The organism is Stenotrophomonas sp. TWI377 (assembly GCF_039674525.1).
In the GTDB taxonomy this organism is placed as follows: domain Bacteria; phylum Pseudomonadota; class Gammaproteobacteria; order Xanthomonadales; family Xanthomonadaceae; genus Stenotrophomonas.
Map to the genome: position 1 here is coordinate 18,680 of NZ_JBDJNT010000006.1, position 17,700 is coordinate 36,379.

The 17,700-nt window shown below is 67.2% G+C and carries 12 protein-coding genes; 5 read left to right on the forward strand and 7 right to left on the reverse strand.

Going from position 1 to position 17,700, the window contains the following annotated elements; translation table 11 throughout:
* Positions 1-136 precede the first annotated feature (136 nt).
* Both dbpA and ABE546_RS07410 read right to left on the reverse strand, forming a co-directional pair.
* The gene (dbpA, locus tag ABE546_RS07405; protein WP_259260417.1) at positions 137-1,519 is read right to left on the reverse strand and encodes an ATP-dependent RNA helicase DbpA; all 1,383 of its coding nucleotides are present in this window, start codon (positions 1,517-1,519) and stop codon (positions 137-139) included.
* A 33-nt stretch (positions 1,520-1,552) separates the two neighbouring features.
* Positions 1,553-2,629 (reverse strand): YeiH family protein, encoded by a 1,077-nt coding sequence (locus tag ABE546_RS07410; RefSeq protein WP_346463067.1) that lies wholly within the window; start codon positions 2,627-2,629, stop codon positions 1,553-1,555.
* 104 nt (positions 2,630-2,733) lie between these two features.
* On the opposite strand from ABE546_RS07410, the gene ABE546_RS07415 reads away from it, so the two are divergent.
* Together ABE546_RS07415 and ABE546_RS07420 are read left to right on the forward strand one after the other, a co-directional pair.
* Positions 2,734-3,630 (forward strand): LysR family transcriptional regulator, encoded by an 897-nt coding sequence (locus ABE546_RS07415; RefSeq protein ID WP_346463069.1) that lies wholly within the window; start codon positions 2,734-2,736, stop codon positions 3,628-3,630.
* Between the two features lie 35 nt (positions 3,631-3,665).
* On the forward strand, positions 3,666-5,549 hold the full coding sequence (locus ABE546_RS07420) for an ATP-binding cassette domain-containing protein (RefSeq protein WP_313211584.1): 1,884 nt from the start codon (positions 3,666-3,668) through the stop codon (positions 5,547-5,549).
* A gap of 166 nt (positions 5,550-5,715) precedes the next feature.
* On the opposite strand, the gene ABE546_RS07425 is transcribed toward ABE546_RS07420, so the two are convergent.
* Positions 5,716-6,177, reverse strand: coding sequence for a cytochrome c (locus tag ABE546_RS07425; RefSeq protein WP_019183110.1), 462 nt, complete (start codon positions 6,175-6,177; stop codon positions 5,716-5,718).
* A gap of 8 nt (positions 6,178-6,185) precedes the next feature.
* Positions 6,186-6,578, reverse strand: coding sequence for a c-type cytochrome (locus ABE546_RS07430; protein WP_019183109.1), 393 nt, complete (start codon positions 6,576-6,578; stop codon positions 6,186-6,188).
* Between the two features lie 204 nt (positions 6,579-6,782).
* Here ABE546_RS07430 and ABE546_RS07435 point away from each other — a divergent pair, with 204 nt between their 5' ends.
* The 3 genes from ABE546_RS07435 to ABE546_RS07445 are packed head-to-tail and all read left to right on the forward strand — an operon-like array spanning position 6,783 to position 14,526.
* A complete protein-coding gene (locus ABE546_RS07435) occupies positions 6,783-7,928 on the forward strand; it encodes an efflux RND transporter periplasmic adaptor subunit (protein ID WP_313211586.1) in 1,146 nt (381 codons plus the stop codon).
* Positions 7,925-11,434 (forward strand): efflux RND transporter permease subunit, encoded by a 3,510-nt coding sequence (locus ABE546_RS07440; protein ID WP_346463071.1) that lies wholly within the window; start codon positions 7,925-7,927, stop codon positions 11,432-11,434. The genes ABE546_RS07435 and ABE546_RS07440 overlap by 4 nt, the downstream gene beginning before the upstream one ends.
* Complete coding sequence (locus ABE546_RS07445; protein WP_346463073.1) at positions 11,431-14,526, forward strand: efflux RND transporter permease subunit; 3,096 nt, start codon at positions 11,431-11,433, stop codon at positions 14,524-14,526. The genes ABE546_RS07440 and ABE546_RS07445 overlap by 4 nt, the downstream gene beginning before the upstream one ends.
* A gap of 327 nt (positions 14,527-14,853) precedes the next feature.
* Here the strand turns inward: ABE546_RS07445 and ABE546_RS07450 are convergent, their stop codons facing one another.
* Genes ABE546_RS07450 through ABE546_RS07460 form a run of 3 tightly spaced genes read right to left on the reverse strand, consistent with a single transcriptional unit; the run spans position 14,854 to position 17,516 of the window.
* On the reverse strand, positions 14,854-16,074 hold the full coding sequence (locus tag ABE546_RS07450) for a TraB/GumN family protein (RefSeq protein ID WP_123729051.1): 1,221 nt from the start codon (positions 16,072-16,074) through the stop codon (positions 14,854-14,856).
* A gap of 4 nt (positions 16,075-16,078) precedes the next feature.
* Positions 16,079-16,609: an N-acetyltransferase family protein gene (locus ABE546_RS07455; protein ID WP_313218056.1), complete on the reverse strand. Its 531-nt coding sequence runs from the start codon at positions 16,607-16,609 to the stop codon at positions 16,079-16,081.
* Positions 16,610-16,628: 19 nt separating this feature from the next.
* A complete protein-coding gene (locus tag ABE546_RS07460) occupies positions 16,629-17,516 on the reverse strand; it encodes a carbon-nitrogen hydrolase (protein ID WP_152151648.1) in 888 nt (295 codons plus the stop codon).
* Between the last annotated feature and the right edge of the window lie 184 nt (positions 17,517-17,700).

Genomic DNA, 17,700 nt, shown 5'->3' on the forward strand with positions numbered 1-17,700 from the left:
CCGCGCGGGCGCGCCGGCACTGGTAGTGCCGGCCGCTGGCCGGCACCTCAAACGCCCCGACGCAAGTGCAGCCGACCAACGGTCGGCTCTACCCAATGCGTGAAGCGATCAGCCGACCAACGGTCGGCTCTACCGCTCAGACATCCATCTTGCGGACGCGGAACCGGCGGCCCTTGATCTTGCCGGCCTCCAGCTGGGCGATCGCCCGGCCGGCATGTTCGCGCGCGATTGCCACATACGAACGCGTGGCGTAGATGTCGATCTTGCCGATGTACTTGGCTGCCAGCCCGGCATCGCCGGTCAGTGCGCCGAGGATGTCGCCCGGGCGCAGCTTGTCGGTCTTGCCGCCATCGATGCGCAGCGTGGTCATCGCGGCCTGCGGCAGCACCGGCGGGCGCGCGGTGGCCAGCGGCGTCTTCTGCCAGTCCAGCGGCTTGCCCTGTGCCATTTCCAGCGCATCGGCGCGGTTGCGCTCGCGGTGCGTCACCAGGCTGATCGCCAGGCCCGTGGCACCGGCGCGGCCGGTGCGGCCAACGCGATGCTCGTAGGTTTCGATATCGGTCGGCAGCTCGTAATTGATCACCGCGGCCAGATCCTGCACATCCAGGCCCCGCGCGGCGACGTCACTGGCGACCAGCACGTTGCAGCTGCGGTTGGCGAAGCGCACCAGCACTTCATCGCGGTCGCGCTGCTCCATCTCGCCGTGCAGCGGCAGCGCGGAGAACCCGAACTGCTGCAGCGAAATGGCGACATCGTCGACATCGCGGCGGGTGTTGCAGAACACCACGGCCGATTCCGGCGTGTACTTGAGCAGCAGGCCGGCCAGCGCCTTCTGCTTCAGTGCCAGCTCGGTCTCGCAGAACAGGTGGCGGATCGCCGGCGCGTGATCGGCGCCTTCCACGGTCACTTCCACCGGATCGCGCAGCAGCACGCGGGCGATCTCGCGGATCTCATCCGGGAAGGTCGCCGAGAACAGCAGCGTCTGGCGGTCCTTGCTGGTGCGCCCGGCGATCTCGCGGATCGGCTCTTCAAAGCCCATGTCGAGCATGCGGTCGGCTTCATCCAGCACCAGGGTGGTCACGCCGCCCAGATGCAGGACGCGCTTGCGGCCCAGCTCCTGGATGCGCCCGGGGGTGCCGACGACGACCTGGGGATCGTGTGCCTCCAGCGAGGCCAGCTGCGGGCCCAGCGGCATGCCGCCGGTCAGCACCAGCAGCTTCAGGTTCGGAATGCCGGTGGCCAGCTTGCGGATCTGCTTGCCGACCTGGTCGGCCAGCTCGCGGGTCGGGCACAGCACCAGCGCCTGGGCGCGGGTCACGGACGGGTCCAGCGCCTGCAGCAGGCCCAGCCCGAAGGCCGCGGTCTTGCCGCTGCCGGTCGGGGCCTGTGCGATGACATCGCGGCGCTCAAGGATGGCCGGCAGGCTCTGGGCCTGCACGGGGGTGAGCGAGGTATAGCCCATGGCATCGATGCCGGGCAGCAGCGCTGGTTTCAGCGGCAGGGAGGAGAATTCAGACATGCGGTAGTGTCGCAGAAGTCCGCCCGGCGTGCCTCAGCCGAGCAGCGCGTGCACGCCCAGGTTGATCCCCAACCCGCCCGCCAACAGCCAGCCGAACAGCAGCAGCGCCAGCAGCAGCGGCTTCATCCCGGCCTTGCGCAGCGCCGAGGCGTGCGTGGTCAGACCGAGCGCGGCCATCGCCATCGCCAGCAACACGGTGTCCAGATCGATCGCTGCACTGACGATGGCCGCCGGCAGCACCTGCAGCGAATTGAGCCCGGCCACGGCCACGAAGCCGAACGCGAACCAGGGCACCACGATCTTCGCGCGCTGGCCGTCAGCGGCTCCCTTGCGGCCCCGTGCCAGCAGCATCGACAGCCCGATCAGGAACGGCGCCAGCATCATCACCCGCACCATCTTGGCAATCACGGCGGTGTCGGCCGCCGGCGCACTCACTGCACGCCCGGCAGCGACCACCTGGGCCACCTCATGCACGGTCGAGCCGGTGAACACGCCGTAGACCTGCGCGCTCATCGGGATCCAGCCGTGCGCCTGATTGAGCTGGTACAGCAGCGGGTACAGGAACATCGCGAGCGTGCCGAACACCACCACGGTGGAAACGGCCACCGTCACCTGCTCGGCGCGCCCGCGCACCACCGGTTCGGCCGCCATCACCGCCGCCGCCCCGCAGATCGAGCTGCCGGCGCCGATCAGCAGGGCGCTTTCCTTCTCGAGACCGAACCATCGCGTGCCGGCCCACCAGGCCAGCGCGAACGTGCTGGTCAGCACCAGCGCATCGATCAGCACCCCGCTGATACCGACCTGGCCGATATCCTGGAAGGTCAGGCGCAGGCCGTACAGCACGATGCCCGCCCGCAGCAGCCAGTGCTTGGAAAAGCCGACCCCGGCGCCGGCATGGACCGCCAGCCGCGGGTAAAGGGTGTTGCCCAGCGCGATGCCCAGCACGATGGCCAGGGTGAGCGCGCTGATGCCGTGCGCCTGCAGCCACGGCAGTGGCGCCAGTCCCATGGCCGCAGCTGCAACGGCGCCGGTCAGCAGCAGCCCGGGCAGGCGGCCGCGCCAGCGCTGCGCGGTGGTGGGTGAGGGCAGGGCGGCGGCAGAAGTGTTCACAAGGGTCTCCAGTCAAAGCACAGCCCTAGGCTGCGCGTCGCCGATGAACCTGTAAAACGCATTGTTCATGTCAATTCGACCTGTTTGGTGCGTTAATTGGCCTCATGCACCTCACCCTCCGCCAATGGCAGGTTTTCGTCTCCATTGCCGACGCCGGCACCACGGCCGCGGCGGGCGCGCAGCTGGCGTTGTCGCAGTCGGCCACCAGTGCCGCGCTCAACGAACTGGAGAGCCACCTGGCCAGCCCGTTGTTCGACCGGATCGGGCGTCGGCTGGTGCTCAATCCGCAGGGGCGGGCGCTGCTGGATCCGGCCCGCGCGCTGCTGGTCGCCGCCGCCGATCTGGAGCGGCTCGCCGGCGCAGGGCAGTCCAGCGCCGGCGTCCTGCCTCTGCTGCTGCGGCTCGGGGCCAGCACCACGATCGGCAACTACCTGCTGCCGTCCTGCGTCGCCGCGCTGCTGGCCGATAACCCGCAGGCGCAGGTGGACCTGCGGATCGGCAACAGCGCGGACGTTGTCGCGGCCGTACAGCGGCTGGAGGTCGATCTGGGCCTGATTGAAGGCCCGTGCCATGAAAGCGGCCTGCAGGTGCTGCCGTGGCAACGCGATGATCTGGTCATCGTGGCCGCGCCGGGAACGACGCCCACGTGCATGGACGTCGCGGCGCTGGCGCAGGCCCGCTGGCTGCTGCGTGAGCCGGGTTCGGGCACCCGCGAGGAGGTCGAGCAGGCGCTGCTGCCGCACCTGCATCACTTTGCCCGCGCCATGCAGTTGGCCAGCACCGAGGCGATCAAGCAGGCGGCTGCGGCCGGGCTTGGCCTGGCGTGCCTGTCGCGGCATGCGGTGGCCGATCTGCTCGCGCTGGGCAGCGTGCGCGTCGTGGAAACGCCGGTGCCGCCGATGTCGCGCCAGCTGTGGGTGGTACGCCATCCGGCCAAGCGGGTGCCCGCGGCGCTGTGGGCGCTGCTGGGGCTGCCTGCGGACGCGTTCGGTCAGGAGTAAGCGACGCGGTTGCCGTCAGACCGTACAATGGTCAGATGCCTCTGATTACTCTGCAAAACGTCGACTTCAGCGTCGGCGGCCCCCTGTTGCTGGAAAAAGCCGAACTGTCGATCGAGCCGGGCGAGCGTATCGCCCTGATCGGGCGCAATGGCGCCGGCAAATCGACCCTGCTCAAACTGCTGTCCGGCGATCACAAGCCCGATGATGGCGAAGTCCGCGTGCAGCAGGGGGTGCGCATCACCCGCCTGGAACAGGAGGTGCCGCACGGTGCCGCCGGCAGCGTCTTCGACGTGGTCGCCGACGGCCTGGGCGAACTGGGCCAGTGGCTGGCCGAATTCCATCACCTGAGCATGGCCGACGATTTCGACGGCGATGCGCTGTCGGCCGTGCAGGCCAAGATCGACGCCGCCAACGGCTGGGGCCTGGACCAGCGCGTCAGCGAAACCCTGACCAAGCTCGACCTGGATGGCGAGGCCGAATTCGCGCGCCTGTCCGGCGGCATGAAGCGCCGCGTGCTGCTGGGCCGCGCGCTGGTGTCCTCGCCGGATCTGCTGCTGCTCGACGAACCGACCAACCACCTGGACATCGAAGCCATCGACTGGCTCGAAATGTTCCTCAAGAACTGGAACGGCAGCGTGGTGTTCGTCACCCATGACCGTCGCTTCCTGCGTGCACTGGCCACCCGCATTGTCGAGATCGACCGCGGCCAGGTCACCAGCTGGCCGGGCGACTGGGCCAACTACGAACGCCGCCGCGAAGAGCGCATGAACGCGCAGGCGCAGGAAAACGCACGCTTCGACAAACTGCTTGCGCAGGAAGAGATCTGGATCCGCCAGGGCATCAAGGCCCGCCGCACCCGCGACGAAGGCCGTGTGCGCCGCCTCAAGGCAATGCGCAACGATCGCTCGCAGCGCCGCGAACTCGGCGGCAACGTGCGCATGGAAGCGGCGCAGGCGGAGAACTCCGGCAAGAAGGTGATCGACGTCAAGGACATCTCGTTCGCCTTCGGCGAGCGCGTGATGGTCAAGGACTTCAGCACCGTCATCCTGCGCGGCGACCGCATCGGCCTGATCGGGCCGAACGGCAGCGGCAAGACCACGCTGCTCAAGCTGCTGCTGGGCGACCTGCAGCCGCAGAGCGGCGAAGTGCGCGCCGGTACCAACCTGCAGATCGCGTATTTCGACCAGTACCGTGCGGTGCTGCGCGAAGACTGGACCGCGATCGAGAACGTGGCCGAGGGCCGCGATTTCATCGAGTTCAACGGCAAGCGCAAGCACGTGCACGCCTACCTGCAGGACTTCCTGTTCTCGCCCGAGCGCGCCCGCGCGCCGATCACCCGTTTGTCCGGTGGTGAGCGCAACCGCCTGCTGCTGGCCAAGCTGTTCGCGCAGCCGTCCAACCTGCTGGTGATGGATGAACCGACCAACGATCTGGACGTGGAAACCCTCGAGCTGCTCGAAGAGCTGCTGAGCGATTACACCGGCACGTTGCTGCTGGTCAGCCATGACCGTGACTTCCTGGACAACGTGGTGACCTCCACGATGGTGATGGAAGGCGACGGCGTGGTCGGCGAGTACGTCGGCGGCTACACCGATTGGCAGCGCCATGCTGCACGCGTGGCCGCCGCGGCTGCGTCCGCACCGGTGGTGGCGGCCAAGCCGGTTGCTGCGGCCGCCGCTGCTGCCGCGCCGGCCGAGCCCAAGCGCAAGCTGAGCTACAAGGACGCGCGCGAGCTGGAACAGCTGCCGCTGAAGATCGAAACGCTGGAGAAGGACGTCGAAGGCCTCACCGCCGCGATGAACGACCCGGCGTTCTATCAGCGCAGCGCGCCCGACATGGCCGCGCACAATGCGAAGCTCGCCAAGGTGCAGGCCGAGCTGGATGCCGCGTACGCGCGCTGGGAAGAGCTGGACGCCTGATCCAGCGATCGATGTAGAGCCGACCGTTGGTCGGCTGGCGTTGCCATACCGGTAGTGCCGGCCGCTGGCCGGCTCCAGGCAATCCAGCGGAGAGCCGGCCAGCGGCCAGCACTACCTCATGGCGCCCGGACGGAAGGCAGCCGACCAACGGTCGGCTCTACCGCCGTCACTTCAAGCCGTGCAGATCCCGCAGCTGGGTCGGCCGTGAGCCGAAATAGGCCGCCAGATCGGCGATGTCCTGATCACTCAGGTCGGTCGCCTGCGGGGTCATCAGCGCGTGCTGGCGATCCCCCGCGCGGTAGGCCTGCAGGCTGTGCGCCAGGTAATCCCCGTACTGCCCACCCAGTTTCGGGTAGGTCGGGTCGATCGGCTTGTTGCCGTCCGCCCCGTGGCAGTCGATGCAGCTCTGGCCGGTGGCTTTGCCCTTGACCTGGGCACGCGCCTCACCGGCGGCGATGCGGCCGGCCGGCAGGCCGGCGGAGGAGCCGGACCCGTGTTCACCACTGGCGTGGCCCGGATCGGCGGCGGAATCTGCGCTGTTCTCCACCTGTGACTGCGAGCACGCAGTCATCAGCAGGGCAACGGACAGGGCGATGGCGTAACGCTGGAGTGGCGTGGCTTTCGACATGAGCGCGCTTATTTGACGGTGGACAGGTAAACAGCGAGATCGGCGATCTCCTGTTCGCTGAAACTCATCGACTGCGCCTGCATCGTCGGATGCTTGCGCTTGCCGTGGCGGTACTCGGTCAGCGCCTGGCTGAGGTACTCACGGGTCTGCCCGCCGATCTTGGGCACCTTGTAGCTGGGGTAGGCGTTCTTGTACCCGGTGATGCCGTGGCACCCCTGGCACGTGTACGCCAGGACCCGGCCATTGTCGAACCGGCCGGTGACGGCGGCGGGCGCCGGCGCGGTGGCGGCCGGAGCGGGGGTGGCGGGTACTGCAGGAGCGGGTGTTGCGGCCTGTGCGGCGGCCCCGAGGGGCAGGAGGACGGCCAGAACGAGACAAGCGGCGAGCGGCTGCGGGCGCATGATGTCCTTTTCCGATAAACGGGTCTGGTCGTTCCGGCGTGGGGTACGGAACTGGGCCGAGTATAGCCTGCCATTTCATCTAGCTGAAACCGGGCCCGGGAAGCCGTCGCCGCAGGTCACCATGACCTTTGGGATATGGTGTGGTCGTGACGTGGTGCATTACTTTGCTACCACACCTGCCCACGCATCCTTAGGGACACGACGATGTCGCGACACACTTTCCTGCTCGGCCGCACCGGACGCTGTGCCGCTGCACTGCTGATCACCTCCACCCTGCTGCTGAGCGGCTGCGGTGGCGCCGGCCCCGCCGAAGCCAACGCTGCTGAAAAGGACGGCAAGGCCGAGAAGAAGGTCGATGCGGTACCGGTCGAAGCCGTCGCTGCCAGCCGTCGCGCCGTCGCCGCCAGCTATACCGGCACGGCCGCACTGGAACCGCGGGGCGAGTCGCAGGTGGTCGCCAAGACCTCTGGCGTCGCGCTGGTCGTTCTGGTCGAAGAAGGGCAGCAGGTACGTGCCGGCCAGCCGCTGGTGCGGCTGGACCCGGACCGTGCGCGCCTGGCGGTTGCCCAGAGCGAAGCGCAGATGCGCAAGCTGGAGAACAATTACCAGCGTGCCCACAAGCTGGTCGGCGAGCAGATGGTCAGCGCCGCCGATGTCGACCAGATCAAGTACGACCTCGACAACGCCCGCGCGCAGTACCGCCTGGCCACGCTCGAACTGTCCTACACCACGGTGGTCGCGCCGATCTCGGGCGTGATCGCCTCGCGCTCGATCAAGACCGGCAACTTCGTGCAGATCAACACACCGATCTTCCGCATCGTCGACAACTCGCGCCTGGAAGCCACGCTCAACGTGCCCGAGCGCGAGCTGGCCACGCTGCGCCCGGGCCAGCCGGTCACGCTGATCGCCGACGCGCTGCCGGGCAAGACCTTCCCGGGCACGGTGGACCGCATCTCGCCGGTGGTCGATGCCGGCAGCGGCACCTTCCGCGTGGTCAGCGGCTTTGGCGAAGATGCTGAAGGCCTTCAGCCGGGCATGTTCGGCCGCATCCGTATCGACTACGACCAGCGTGCCGATGCTCTGGTGGTGCCGCGGATCGCACTGCTCGACGATGGCGAGCCGGCGGTATTCCGCGTGCGCGAGGGCAAGGCCGCACGCGTGCCGGTCAAGCTGGGCTATGCCGAAGGCCCGTGGGTGGAAATCCGCGAGGGCCTGGCCGCCGGCGACCAGGTGGTTACGGCCGGCAAGGTGGCGCTGCGTGACGGCACCGCGGTGCAGGTGATCGGCGCCAAGCCGGCCGCCACTGCCGTCGCCAAGCCGGCGCCGGCCAAGGCGGAGAGCCGTCAATGACAGCGGCCGGCAACGACCACGGCAATGGTCCGCACCAGGGCGAGCGCCCCGGTGCCCAGGGCGGCGGCCTGGTGGAATTCGCCACCCGCCGCCGCGTCACCATCGCGATGTTCACCGTCACGCTGATGCTGTTCGGCTTCATCGCGCTGGGCAATCTCAAGGTCAATCTGCTGCCCGACCTGAGCTACCCGACCCTGACCGTGCGCACCGAATACACCGGTGCAGCGCCGGCGGAAATCGAAACGCTGATCACCGAGCCGGTCGAAGAAGCCGTCGGCGTGGTCAAGAACCTGCGCAAGCTCAAATCGATTTCGCGTACCGGCCAGAGCGATGTGGTGCTCGAGTTCGCCTGGGGCACCAACATGGACCAGGCCAGCCTGGAGGTGCGCGACAAGATGGAAGCGCTGAACCTGCCGCTGGAGGCGAAGTCCCCGGTGCTGCTGCGCTTCAATCCGTCCACCGAACCGATCATGCGGCTGGTGATCTCGGCGAAGACCGATCCGTCCAGCGATGCCGAGGCCGTGCGCCAGCTCACCGAGCTGCGCCGCTACGCCGATGAAGACCTGAAAAAGAAGCTGGAGCCGGTCACCGGCGTGGCGGCGGTCAAGGTCGGCGGCGGTCTGGAGGATGAAATCCAGGTCGACATCGACCAGCAGAAGCTGGCCCAGCTCAACCTGCCGATCGACAATGTCATCAAGCGGCTCAAGGAAGAGAACATCAACATCTCCGGCGGTCGCCTGGAGGAAGGCTCGCAGCGTTACCTGGTGCGCACCGTCAACCAGTTCGCCGATCTGGAGGACATCCGCAACCTGCTGGTGACCACCCAGAGCAGCAACGGCAGCGCGGCCGATGCAGCGATGCAGCAGATGTTCGCCATCGCCGCCTCGACCGGCTCGGATGCCGCCGTGGCCGCCGCCTCGGCCGCGCAGAGCGCATCCAGCAGCAGCTCCACCAACATCGCCAACGGCGTGCCGGTGCGGCTGAAGGATGTCGCCACCGTGCGCCAGGGCTACAAGGAACGCGAAGCGATCATCCGTCTGGGTGGCAAGGAAGCGGTCGAGCTGGCGATCTACAAGGAGGGCGATGCCAACACGGTGTCGACCGCCGAAGCGCTGCGTGCGCGGCTGGAGCAGATCAAGGGCCAGGTGCCCGGCGATGCCGAGCTGACCACGATCGAAGACCAGTCGCGCTTCATCGAACACGCCATCAGCGACGTCAAGAAAGACGCCGTGATCGGCGGCATCCTCGCCATTCTGATCATCTTCCTGTTCCTGCGCGATGGCTGGAGCACGTTTGTGATCAGCCTGTCACTGCCGGTCTCGATCATCACCACGTTCTTCTTCATGGGCCAGCTCGGCCTGAGCTTGAACGTGATGTCGCTGGGCGGTCTGGCGCTGGCCACCGGCCTGGTGGTGGACGACTCCATCGTGGTGCTGGAGAGCATCGCCAAGGCGCGCGAGCGTGGCCTGAGCATCCTGCAGGCCGCCATCGTCGGCACCCGTGAAGTGAGCATGGCCGTGGTCGCCTCGACCCTGACCACCATCGCGGTGTTCCTGCCGCTGGTGTTCGTGGATGGCATCGCCGGCCAGCTGTTCCGCGACCAGGCGCTGACCGTGGCGATCGCGATCGCGATCTCGCTGTTGGTCTCGATGACCCTGATCCCGATGCTGAGCTCGCTCAAGGGCCGCCCACCGCTGGCCTTCCCGGAAGAACCCGCGCATCAGCCGTGGCAGCCGGACAGCCGCTGGTTGAAGCCGGTCGCCGGCAGCCGTCGTGGCGTAGGCACGCTGGTGCGCTGGATCTGCTTCGGGATGGCCTGGTCGGTGATCCGCGTCTGGCGCGGTCTGGTGGCCGTGGTCGGCCCGGTGATGCGCAAGGCCAGCGATGTGGCGATGAAGCCGTACGCCGGTGCCGAACGCGGTTACCTGAAGCTGCTGCCGGGCGCGCTGCACCACCCGGGCAAGGTGCTGGGTCTGGCCGCGCTGGCCTTCGTCGGCACGATGGCGCTGGTGCCGATGCTGGGTGCGGATCTGATCCCGCAGCTGGCCCAGGACCGCTTCGAAATGACCGCCAAGCTGCCGGCCGGCACGCCGCTGAAGCAGACCGATGCACTGGTCCGCGAGATGCAGCTGGCCCATGCCAAGGACGACAGCATCGCCTCGTTGTACGGCGTCAGTGGCAGCGGCACGCGCCTGGATGCCAGCCCGACCGAGAGTGGCGAAAACATCGGCAAGCTGACCGTGGTGATGGCCGGTGGCGGCAACGCACGCACCGAAGCGGCGATCACCGAGCGTCTGCGTGAGTCGATGCAGCAGCATCCCGGCGTGCAGGTCGATTTCGCCCGCCCGGCGCTCTTCAGCTTCTCCACCCCGCTGGAAGTGGAACTGCGCGGCCAGGACATGGCCACGCTGGAAACGGCCGGCAAGGCGCTGGCCGCGATGCTGCGCAACAACCCGCACTACGCAGACGTCAAATCCACGGTGGAAGAGGGCTTCCCGGAGATCCAGATCCGCTTCGACCAGGAGCGCGCCGGTGCCTTGGGCCTGACCACGCGGCAGATCGCCGATGTGGTGGTCAAGAAGGTGCGCGGTGATGTGGCCACGCGCTACAGCTTCCGCGACCGCAAGATCGACGTGCTGGTCCGTGCCCAGGAAGGCGACCGGGCCAGCGTGGACAGCATCCGCCGGCTGATCGTCAATCCGGGCAGCAACCGGCCGGTGACGCTGGATTCGGTGGCCGAGGTGGTCGCCACCAACGGCCCGAGCGAGATCCATCGCGCCGATCAGACCCGCGTGGCGGTAGTCTCGGCCAACCTGCGCGATATCGACCTGGGCGGCGCCGTGCGCGAAGTGCAGGACATGGTCGCCAAGCAGCCGCTGGGTGCCGGTGTGGGCATGCACATCGGCGGCCAGGGTGAGGAGCTGGCCGATTCGGCGCGCTCGCTGATCTTCGCCTTCGGCCTGGCCATCTTCCTGGTGTATCTGGTGATGGCCTCGCAGTTCGAGTCGCTGCTGCACCCGTTCGTCATCCTGTTCACCATCCCGCTGGCGCTGGTCGGTGCGATCCTGGCGTTGATGCTGACCGGCAAGCCGATCTCGGTGGTCGTGTTCATCGGGTTGATCCTGCTGGTGGGCCTGGTGACCAAGAACGCGATCATCCTGATCGACAAGGTCAACCAGCTGCGCGAGGCCGGTGTGCCCAAGCGCGAGGCGTTGGTGGAAGGCGCGCGCTCCCGCCTGCGGCCGATCATCATGACCACCCTGTGCACGCTGTTCGGCTTCCTGCCGCTGGCGGTGGCGATGGGCGAAGGCGCCGAAGTGCGTGCGCCGATGGCGATCACCGTGATCGGTGGCCTGCTGGTCTCCACCCTGCTGACCCTGGTGGTGATCCCGGTGGTGTACGACCTGCTGGATCGTCGTGGCGACGCCTACTACCGCGCGCGTGGCCGGCACCTCAAGACGCCGCTGGCCGATGCCGGCCATGACACCGCACAGGAGCCGGCATGAGCATTGCCGAGTTCTCCATCCGCCGGCCCATCACCACGATCATGTGTTTTGTGTCGTTGGCGGTGGTGGGCCTGATCGCCTCGTTCCGGCTGCCGCTGGAAGCACTGCCGGACATCTCCGCGCCATTCCTGTTCGTGCAGGTCCCGTACACCGGTTCCACGCCGGAAGAGGTCGAGCGCAACATCATCCGGCCCACCGAAGAAGCGCTGGCAACGATGACCGGGATCAAGCGCATGCGCTCCTCGGCCACCTCCGAAGGTGCCAGCATCTTCATCGAGTTCACCGACTGGGACCGCGACATCGCCATCGCGGCCTCCGATGCCCGCGAGCGCATCGATGCGATCCGCAGCGACCTGCCTGACGACCTGCAGCGCTACAACGTGTTCAAGTGGTCCAGCAGCGATGACCCGGTGCTGAAGGTGCGCCTGGCCAGTGCCACCGACCTGACCGGCGCATACGACATGCTCGACCGCGAGTTCAAGCGGCGGATCGAGCGCATCCCGGGGGTGGCGCGGGTCAACATCTCCGGTGCCCCGCCGAACGAGGTCGAGATCGCGATCAGCCCGGACCGGTTGACCGCGCACAACCTGAGCATCAACGAGCTCAGCGATCGCCTGCGCACGCTGAACTTCTCGATCTCGGCCGGGCAGATCGACGACAACGGCCAGCGCGTGCGCATCCAGCCGGTGGGCGAGATCACCGACCTGCAGGAACTGCGCGATCTGGTGATCGACACCAAGGGCCTGCGCCTGGGCGACATCGCCGAGATCCGGCTCAAGCCCACGCGCATGAACTACGGTCGCCGCCTGGACGGCAACCCGGCCGTCGGCCTGGATATCTACAAGGAGCGCAGCGCCAACCTGGTGGAGGTCTCGCGTGCCGCGCTGGCGGAAGTGGAGGCGATCCGCACGCAGCCCTCGATGCGCGATGTGCAGATCAAGGTGATCGACAACCAGGGCAAGATGGTGACGTCTTCGCTGCTGGAGCTGGCCGAGGCGGGTGCAGTGGGCCTGCTGTTGTCGATCACGGTGCTGTTCTTCTTCCTGCGCCATTGGCCCTCCACGCTGATGGTGACCCTGGCGATCCCGATCTGTTTCGTGATCACGCTGGGCTTCATGTATTTCGCCGGCGTCACGCTCAACATCCTGACCATGATGGGCCTGCTGCTGGCGGTCGGCATGCTGGTGGACAACGCCGTGGTGGTGGTGGAGAGCATTTACCAGGAACGTGAGCGGATGCCTGACCAGCCACGGCTGGCCTCGATCATCGGCACCCGCAACGTGGCCATCGCGCTGAGCGCCGGCACGCTGTGCCACTGCATCGTGTTCGTGCCGAACCTGTTCGGCGAGACCAACAACATCAGCATCTTCATGTCGCAGATCGCCATCACGATCTCGGTCTCGCTGCTGGCCTCCTGGCTGGTCGCGGTGAGCCTGATCCCGATGCTGTCCGCGCGTATGCAGACGCCCAAGCTGGTGCATTCGGACAGCGGGGTGATCGCCCGCCTGCAGCGCCGCTACGCCACACTGCTGCAGTGGACGCTGGAGCATCGCGGTTGGAGCGTGTTCGGCATCCTGATGGTGATCCTGATCAGCCTGGTGCCGATGAAGCTGACCAAGATCGACATGTTCGGTGGCGAGGGTGGCCACGAGGTGTTCATCGGGTACAACTGGAAGGGCGCCTATACCTTCGGGCAGATGTCCGAGGAAGTGGCACGCGTCGAACGCTACCTGGATGACAACCGCGAGGCGCTGCACATCACCCAGGTGTATTCCTGGTACAGCGAGCAGGAAGGCAGCAGCACGATCGTGACCTTCGATACCGCGCACGCCAAGAGCATGCCGGCCGTGCAGGAGGCACTGCGCAAGGGCCTGCCGCGGTCGGCGCGTGCCGATTACGTGGTCGGCAACTCGGGCGACGGCGGCGGCGGTGGCAACAACCAGGTGCAGGTGCAGCTGGTCGGCGACTCGACCAAGATGCTGCAGGAGATCGGCGAGGAAGTGGTGCCGCTGCTGGCCCAGCGCAAGGAACTGCGCGACGTGCGCATCGACAACGGCGAGAAGGGCAGCGAGTTGTCCATCCATGTGGACCGCGAGCGCGCGGCCGCGTTCGGCTTCAATGCCGAGCAGGTGGCCAGTTTCGTCGGCCTGGCCCTGCGTGGCGCGCCGCTGCGCGAGTTCCGCCGCGGTGACAGCGAAGTGCCGGTGTGGGTGCGTTTCGCCGGGGCCGAGCAGAGCAGTCCGGAAGACCTGGCCAGCTACACCGTGCGCACCGGTGACGGCCGCTCGGTGCCGCTGCTGAGCCTGGTGGATGTGGCGATCAAACCCTCGGCCACGCAGATCGGCCGCACCAACCGCCAGACCACGCTGACCATCAAGGCCAACCTGGCCGAGAAGGTCACCGTGCCGGAAGGGCGCAAGGCCATGGAGGAGATGCTCACGCCGATGAGTTTCCCGGCCGGCTACACCTTCAGCTTCGACGGCGGCGACTACGGCGACGACGACCAGGCGATGTCGCAGATGATGTTCAATCTGGTGATCGCATTGGTGATGATCTACGTGGTGATGGCGGCCGTGTTCGAGTCGCTGCTGTTCCCGGCGGCAATCATGAGCGGCGTGCTGTTCTCGATCTTCGGCGTGTTCTGGCTGTTCTGGATCACCGGCACCTCGTTCGGGATCATGTCCTTCATCGGCATCCTGGTGTTGATGGGCGTGGTGGTGAACAACGGCATCGTGATGATCGAGCACATCAACAACCTGCGCCGTCGCGGGATGGGGCGGACCCAGGCGCTGGTGGAAGGCTCACGCGAGCGCCTGCGCCCGATCATGATGACGATGGGCACCGCGATCCTGGCGATGATCCCGATCTCCATGACCGACACCCAGCTGCTCGGCAATGGTCCGCCGTACTACCCGATGGCCCGCGCCATCGCTGGCGGCCTGGCGTTCTCCACGGTGGTGAGCCTGCTGTTCCTGCCGACCATCTACGCGATGCTCGATGACATGAGCACGGCGGTGTCGCGGATCATCCGGCGCGCGCGTGGCCGCGGCGTGGATGCTCCGGTGGTCGAGCCGGGCGCAGAATCGATTTGAGGGTGGATGGAGGCCCGTTGGGCGGGCCTCCTTTTTTCGCGGACCGCATCCACGCATGGCGTGGATCTGCCGTTGAGAACCCCCAATTCTGCCGCATGGCAAGGGATTACACGCTTGGCGGTAGTGCCGGCCGCTGGCCGGCTCACGCGGTATCGACCGGAGACAGGAGACGGCCAGCGGCCGGTACCACCAAGTGCGTAGCCGGCCAGCGGCCGGCACCACCAAGTGCGTAGCCGGCCAGCGGCCGGCACTACCCGCGGTTCCCACATGCGTGCACAAAAAAGGCCACGCATTGCGTGGCCTTTCGATTCACAGCCGGCGCGGGAATCACCCCGCGACCTTGCCCCACACCTGGAACCCGGTCAGCCACAACCCGAGCATGCTGCCCAGGTTGGTCAGCATGAAGGTCAGCACCACGCGGGTCACCCGGTTGCGGTACCAGCCCTTGACGCTCTGCGCATCGTCGCGCAGCTTCAGGAAATCCTCGTAGGCCGGTTTGCGCAGGCGCGCTTCCACCAGGGCCGAGAACGCACCGGTCGGGATGCTCAGCCGGAACGGCTTGAACGGGGCCACCACGATCGCGGTCAGGATGCTCAGCGGGTGGCTGCCGGCCAACAGGCAGCCCAGGCCGGCCAGACCGCCGGTGTACATCGCCCAGACCGCCAGCAGCTCACTGCCGACACCCAGGCCACCGCGATAGAAGCCCACGCCGATACCGGTCAGCACGATGGCCAGGATCGCCAGCGTGATCCACGGGATGTTGCGCTTCTTCGGCACGTCTTCCAGCGACTCGCGCAGCGGGCCCGGCGCGTCGGTGTCGGTTTCCAGGTACCTGGCCAGCCCGGCCAGATGACCGGCACCGACCACGGCCAGCACTTCGCGCTGGGCCGGATCGTGCACTTCGCGCAGGCGCGTGGCCATGTAGCGGTCGCGCTCGCCGATGATGGTTTCGTACAGGGCCGGGCTCTCGCTGGCGAACTCGCCGAAGCTGGCTTCGAGCATGTCGCCCTGCTTGAGCTTCTCGATCTCGTCTTCGCCGACTTCCTCGGACGCGAACAGGCCAGCGCCCAGGCCCATCACCAGCTTGATCTTGCCGAAGAAGCCCAGGCGCTGCGAGGCACGCCGGAACGTCAGGCCGACCTCGCGGTCGATCAGATGCACGGGCAGGTTGCGTTCGTTGGCCAGGGTGACCGCGCGCTTGAGCTCGGCACCCGGCTCGATCTCGAGCTGTTCGGCCAGGCGGCGCTGGTAGGCGGCCAAGGCCAGGTTGGCGGCGAACAGGGCGACGCGGCCCTTGCGGATTACCTCGACCAGGTCCAGCTTGGCCAGCGCATCCGGATCGGTCAGTGCCTGCAGGCGCTGGGCGTCCAGTTCGACCGCGACCGCATCGAAGCGGCCACTCTCGATCGCACGCTCCACCGCTTCCACGCTGGCCTGCGAGACGTGCGCGGTGCCCAGCAGGGTGTAGCGCACGCCATCGCGTTCGACGATGCGGACGGGCTGGCCGGCGAACAACGTGTCGCCGGCGTCAATCAGGGTATCGGTCATTGCATCATTCATTCGAAGGGGCGCTGTCGGCACCATCGCCGAGCGCGCGCTGCATCTGGACGGTATCCAGCCAGCGGCCATGCTTGCGGCCGAGGCCGCGGAAAACGCCGACGGTATGGAAACCGAAACGCTCGTGCAGTTTGATGGAGGCGGTGTTGGTGGGCTCGCCGATGACGGCCACCATCTGCCGGTAACCGCGCGCGACGCAGGCATCGATCAGGCCCTGCATCAGCGCGGTGCCGACACCGCGGCCCTGGAACGCCGCGTCCACATAGACCGAGTTCTCCACGGTCCACTGATAGGCGATCCGGCCGCGGTAGGTATTGGCGTAGGCATAGCCGGCCACCTGGCCATCGACCTCGGCCACGATGTACGGAAAGCCGCGGCCAACGATGTCCTGCATGCGGCGGTGCATTTCCGCCGCCTCCGGGATCTCGTACTCGTAGGTGTTGACGAAGTCGGTCACTTCCACCGCATAGATCGCGGTGATGGCCGCGATATCGGCATCGGTGGCATCGCGCAGGTGCACGGTCACGGTGGGGTGTCCTGGTCGGTCAGTCGATGTAGCGCTTGAGCAGATCGCCGTATGCATCGATGCGGCGATCACGCAGGAACGGCCAGATGCGGCGGACGTGTTCGCTGCGCTGCAGGTCCACATCGCAGACCAGCACGGTCGGCTCGCCACCGGCTTCGGCGATGAATTCACCCTGCGGGCCCAGCACGTGGCTGTTGCCCCAGAACTGGATGCCCGAAGCACCCATCGGCGAGGCTTCATGGCCGACGCGGTTGCAGCTCAGCACCGGCACGCCGTTGGCCACGGCATGGCCGCGGTGGCTCAGCACCCACGCATCACGCTGGCGGCCCTGTTCGTCGCGCTGGTCGTCCGGGTCCCAGCCGATCGCGGTGGGATAGAGCAGCAGCTCGGCACCGGCCAGCGCCATCAGGCGCGCCGCTTCCGGATACCACTGGTCCCAGCACACGAGCACGCCGAGGCGACCCACCGAGGTATCGATCGGGGTGAAGCCCAGATCGCCCGGGGTGAAGTAGAACTTCTCGTAGAAGCCCGGATCATCCGGGATGTGCATCTTGCGGTACTTGCCGAGCAGGGTGCCGTCTTTCTCGAAGACCACCGCGGTGTTGTGGTACAGCCCGGCAGCGCGACGCTCGAACAGCGACCCGACGATCACCACGCCATGCTTCCTGGCCAGCGCGCCCAGGCGCTCCGTGCTCGGGCCCGGGATCGGCTCGGCCAGATCGAATTCATCCACTGATTCGTGCTGGCAGAAGTACGCGCCGTTGTGCAGTTCCTGCAGCAGGATCAGCTTGGCACCCTGCGCGGCCGCTTCAGCCACGCGCGCTTCGATGACGGCCAGATTGGCCTCGGCATCGCCGTGGTTGCGCTCCTGGATCAGGGCGACGGAAAGGGTGTGGCGTGAGCTCATCCGGAGACGGTCCTGCAAGGGGAAAAACGCAGTTTATCGCGGATGGGTGCACGCAGCGTGCTGGCTGCTAAATGGAAAGCGCCCACGCCTCGGTAGTGCCGGCCGCTGGCCGGCTCTGCAGGATGACCGGAACATCGGCGGACAGGCCACAACCCTCGGTCGTGGGCTGTCGCTCTTCCATCGG